At 65.0% G+C, this 4,272-nt stretch carries 4 protein-coding genes; all 4 read right to left on the bottom strand.

The features are described from left to right. Window positions 1-1,909: DUF2235 domain-containing protein (locus tag MOV80_RS23160; protein WP_249605549.1), on the bottom strand; the 1,909-nt coding region annotated here is incomplete at its 3' end. Then, window positions 1,897-2,460 (bottom strand): DUF3304 domain-containing protein, encoded by a 564-nt coding sequence (locus tag MOV80_RS23155; protein ID WP_205422990.1) that lies wholly within the window; start codon window positions 2,458-2,460, stop codon window positions 1,897-1,899. The genes MOV80_RS23155 and MOV80_RS23160, both read right to left, overlap by 13 nt. An 18-nt stretch (window positions 2,461-2,478) precedes the next feature. Then, window positions 2,479-3,273 (bottom strand): DUF4123 domain-containing protein, encoded by a 795-nt coding sequence (locus tag MOV80_RS23150; protein WP_043593933.1) that lies wholly within the window; start codon window positions 3,271-3,273, stop codon window positions 2,479-2,481. A 14-nt stretch (window positions 3,274-3,287) separates the two neighbouring features. Further along, a partial coding sequence (locus tag MOV80_RS23145; RefSeq protein WP_249605548.1) for a type VI secretion system Vgr family protein occupies window positions 3,288-4,272 on the bottom strand: 985 nt, incomplete at its 5' end.

Genomic DNA, 4,272 nt, shown 5'->3' with positions numbered 1-4,272 from the left:
CTCCGTCGATGATGCTGCTGGGGTCGCCGGACAACTGCCACTCCGGCACATAGTCCTTGCGGAAGTCCTTGGCGCCGTGTTCCATCTGCTGCTGGTCCAGCACCGGCTCAAAACCTTTGTCGATATTGACCCGGGTGGCCACGCCCGGCCGCGTCACCATCTGCTCGCTGCCGTCCTTGGCCTTGCCGCCGTCCGGAATCGGCTTGCCGGCAGCGGCTTTGGCTATCAGTTCGCGGTCATCGTTGAGTTGCTTCTGTTGCTCCGGCGACAACTGCGGCGGCGGCTTGTTGTCGCGCAAGGCCAGATCCTCCTGCAACTGCCGGCCATGCTCGCGCTCCAGCGCCTGGCGCAAGGGTTTTGGTTGGTCCTTGTCGTCGCAGCGCTTGAAATAGTCCTGCTGCGGCTGGCTGTGCGCGGATTCATAATAACAGCGCGACCCGGGTATCCAGCGGTGGATGCGCCAGCCGGTGATCCAGGCGATCTGGCTGCGCAACACGTCTTCCAGCCCGCCAGGCTGGGCTTGCTCCAGCCAGGCGTTGAAGCGGGCGATGACTTCCGGGGCGACCCGAAACTCCTCCACTGTTTCTTGAGTCATCACCAGCCAGCGCTTGTCCAGGCGTTCATTCTCGGCCAGCGCGATCTCCGGCACCTGCAAGGGCGCGCCGGCCTCGAAGGCGGCGCGGTACATATCGTGCAAGGGAATTTGCGATAGCAGCAACCATTGCCATGTAGGACGTTCTGAGTCCACGCTCTTGCCCTGTTCGCCGGGCGGGTAGCCGCCGCCGACATCGCTGTGCATGCCGGGGTACAAGGTTTCGACGCAGCCGGCGCGGTAGCGCGACTGGGCGTTGCTCTGCTTGGGATCGTCGCGGCGGCGAATGCTGTCCAATGGAAAGCTGGCGCGCTGCTCATGGGCGGCGACGAAGTGCTGGCACTGCTCCAGAAACTGAGGGTTGTCGGACAGGCGCAGCTGGCTGTCGCCGGCCCAGGCCATATGGCCGTCGCACATCGGCAGGCTATTGGCCAGACCGACGCTGGCGACGGTGTCGAACAGACCCATAAAGCGGATCGAGATCGGGATGCCGATCAGCGTGTGCTGGACGTCCACCGCGTCGGCCGGCGTGTCCTCGGGCCGGGTCAGCGCCTCCAGCCAGCGGGCGAACACCCTGGCCTCGGCGGCGCCGCGCGAGAAGCCGTAGACGAACAGGCGGATGCCGAGCACCTGCGGCATCGGTCGCGCGTAGCGGGCCTCGGCCAGCGCCTCCAACTGCGGGCGCAGCGCGTCGGCGCGCTGGACATAGCCGTCCGGCTGCGATACCGGATTGCGCATGCGCTGGATCACCAGTTCTTTGGCTTCTTCGTTGGACAGTGGCTGCTCCGGGAACCAGTTCATAGTCAAGGCGTGGATGACTCGGGTCAGCCCCCAGTTGATGCGATCCTCGCCGCCATTGGCGAAGATCAGGCCGCTGCTCATCGGCTTCAGCTCGCCGATCTCGGGGAAGCGGGTGCCGACGCCGGGGATGTAATAGGCATACCAACCCTGCTCGGCCAGTTTGTTGTCAGCCTGACCGCTGCCGCCCTGCTTGCTGCCCAGGGTCGCGTGGTAGAGCCGGGCAATGTTCGAGGTAGCGCGCGGTTTGGCCTGGCTATCGGATTCCTCATGGTTATTGGTGCCGTCGAAGAACAGCGAAATAGTCAGGCTTTTGGTGCAGGTGGGCGAGGCGTAGACCGGCCCGCCCTCGGCGGCGGCCTTGCGGCGGCGGTATTTCTCATCGCTAAGGTCGCGCTCCTTCAACTGCTCATTGTTCAGCCGCTGTGGGTAATTGAGCGGCAGCAGGCCGCTGTCCGGAAAGGGTTCGGCACGGATTTGGACGGCTTCGGGGATGGGACGCTGGTCTACTTGGGACATGTTTTAGGCTCCTGCATCCTGGCGGGGAAGTTGTACGGATAGCCCGGGTAGCCAGGCGTGATGTTGTTGGCGGCGACCTTGACCTGATCGCAGGGCAGGAAGTGGACCTTGATGGCGCCGGAGCTCTCATAGCGCGGGATTTCGACGACGGCACGGTGAGTGGAGTAGTTCTGAGCTTTATGGCGCTCAAATGCCTCCCCCCATTCCCTTGAGTTCAATGGCCCCCACTCGGAGTAGCCATAGGGCTTGGCGTCTTTTTCCCATTCGACGGTGGCCATCAGTCCAGGCCGCCACTGGCGCGGCAGCGAGGCGCAGCAGGATTGTTTGCCGCCGCCCTGGTAGGGACCGACATTGGGTCCGCCGGCGCGGTTGACGCTGAAGCGGTTGATGGCGGCCGAGGTGTGGTTGTAGCCCTCGACGCCGGCGGGGACCATTTCCGTGGCCGGGTGGGTGCCCATGGCCTGGGCCGGCAGCCAGGGCAGCAAGACGAGCAGCAGCAGGGCCAGGCGCGGTGGGGTAAGCCGCCAGCAGACGGCGGGGAAGGTTGGCATCTCCAACTCCTTAGGGTTTCAAGTGGTGGCGGTGATTTCCGGCAAATGGCGGCGTATCCACTCCATGCGTTCTACGCTGTTCCAGCGGCTTTCGACATCGGCTTGCCGGTTGAGCCGGGCCAGCTCATCGAGTAGTTGTTCCTGAGATTGCGTGGCGCGTGCCGGCTCCAGGCTTTGCAGTTGGATCAGGCTGGCATGGGCTTCCACATAGGACTCCAGCTGTACGCGCTGCGCGCTGTCCAGTGGCAGCGGCTGGTGGCTGGAGGGTAGTGGGGCGGGGTGGTCGCTGGGCGCAGTCCAGCGCTCAAGTTCGCCGTCGCGATTGCGCCAGAGCCATAGATCAATGCGTTGGCCGAGCGCGGCGCCTTGTGCCGGCGTCAGCGTGTTGACCACGATGCGCAGCAGGCGCGGGTCGTAATAGCGCAGCAGGGTCAAGCCGCCGCCGTCCAGCTTGACGGTCAGGAAGCGGCGCAGATGGGCGGCTAGCGCTGGTTGCGAGCTTGAGCTGAACAGCACGATCCATTGTGGCTGTTGCCACAGCAGGTTGAGAGTGCTTTCCAACCAGTCGCAATGTTCGCTCTGGTTCAGCCACACCCGCACCAGCAGCGGCGAATCCTGGCGCAGATCGCTCAAGGGGGTATCGTCGAATAGGCGCAGGCACTCCAGTGGGGGCTGGATCATGGCGATGCGTTGTTGCCAGTTGCCGCTATCGGCGACTGGGTCCAGCAGCAGGTCGAGGAAGGGGGCCACATGTTGCTGGGTGATGGCGCGGAAGGGCGTAGCTTGAGATGCGGGCGTTTGGGATGAGCTCATCTTGGTCTCCGGAGTTAGTTGGGTGCGGATAAGGGAACCAAGGGATTGGCGGCGGCCTGCGCGTTGCGCAGGCACTCTTTGCACACCGAGTTTGGAAGTTGCGGCAAGGGCAGGGTCTGGCCGCCGGGCGGGGCCATGTCGTAGATGCCGCGCAGCTTGAGGTCGCCGGGGCTGTGGATGTCGATCTTGCCGTCTTGCAGGCGGATGAAGGCGCCGCCGCTGGCCAGGGTGATGCCGCGCTTGGCGTTGAGCAGCAGTTGGCCGTTGACGGTTTGCAGCGTCATGTTCTTTTCGCTGCTCAGCTCCAGCGTGTCGCCGTGGGCTTCCAGTTGCAGTTTGCCCTGGCCCGCCACCAGCCGCATGCCCTGGCTTTGCGCCAGCAGGGCGATGGCCTTGACCGCTACCGCGTGCAGCGATTCGCCGCTGCCCAGGTTGATGTCGTCGCCGGCTTGCAGGTGGATGGCCTGGCCGGCGCTGGCGAGCAGCGAGGCGGGGGTGGCGTGGGCGATGCCGGCCGGCGCGTGCGCCAGCAACGCCGATCCCGCCAGTTGCTTGCTGTTGTCGAGCAGGGTTTGCAGGGTATCCAGCATCGGCTTGGGGTTGCGGTGTTCGCCGGCCAGGCGCAGCAGTTCCCGCGCCTGGTTCATCGCGGCGTCCAGCTGATCCAGCGCCGCCTGCATGTCCAGCTGCTTGCCGCCGGCCTTGGGCTGGGCGTCGGTGGTGATGAATAGCCCTTTGGTGGCGCGCAGCGCGCCCCAGCCGTCGGTCCTGAGTTCGAAGCCCTGGCCGCGCGGCGCGCGTTGGCCGTTGACCAGATGGCCGAGATTGAGCTGGCTCTTGTCGTACTCGGTGGCCAGCTTGATGTGTTCCTCGCCCTGGCGGTCTTCCAGCCGCAGCTTGTTGTTGGCCCAGGTGCGGATCAGGTTGCGGCTGTCCCAGTGCGCGCCGGGGTTGCTGTCGGTGAGTTCGGAGTTGTGCAGGCAGCCGCTGATATAGGGG

It is taken from the genome of Chromobacterium sp. IRSSSOUMB001, from assembly GCF_023507765.1.
Taxonomy (GTDB): Bacteria; Pseudomonadota; Gammaproteobacteria; order Burkholderiales; family Chromobacteriaceae; genus Chromobacterium; species Chromobacterium haemolyticum.
This window is presented reverse-complemented; position numbering and strand designations above follow the sequence as displayed.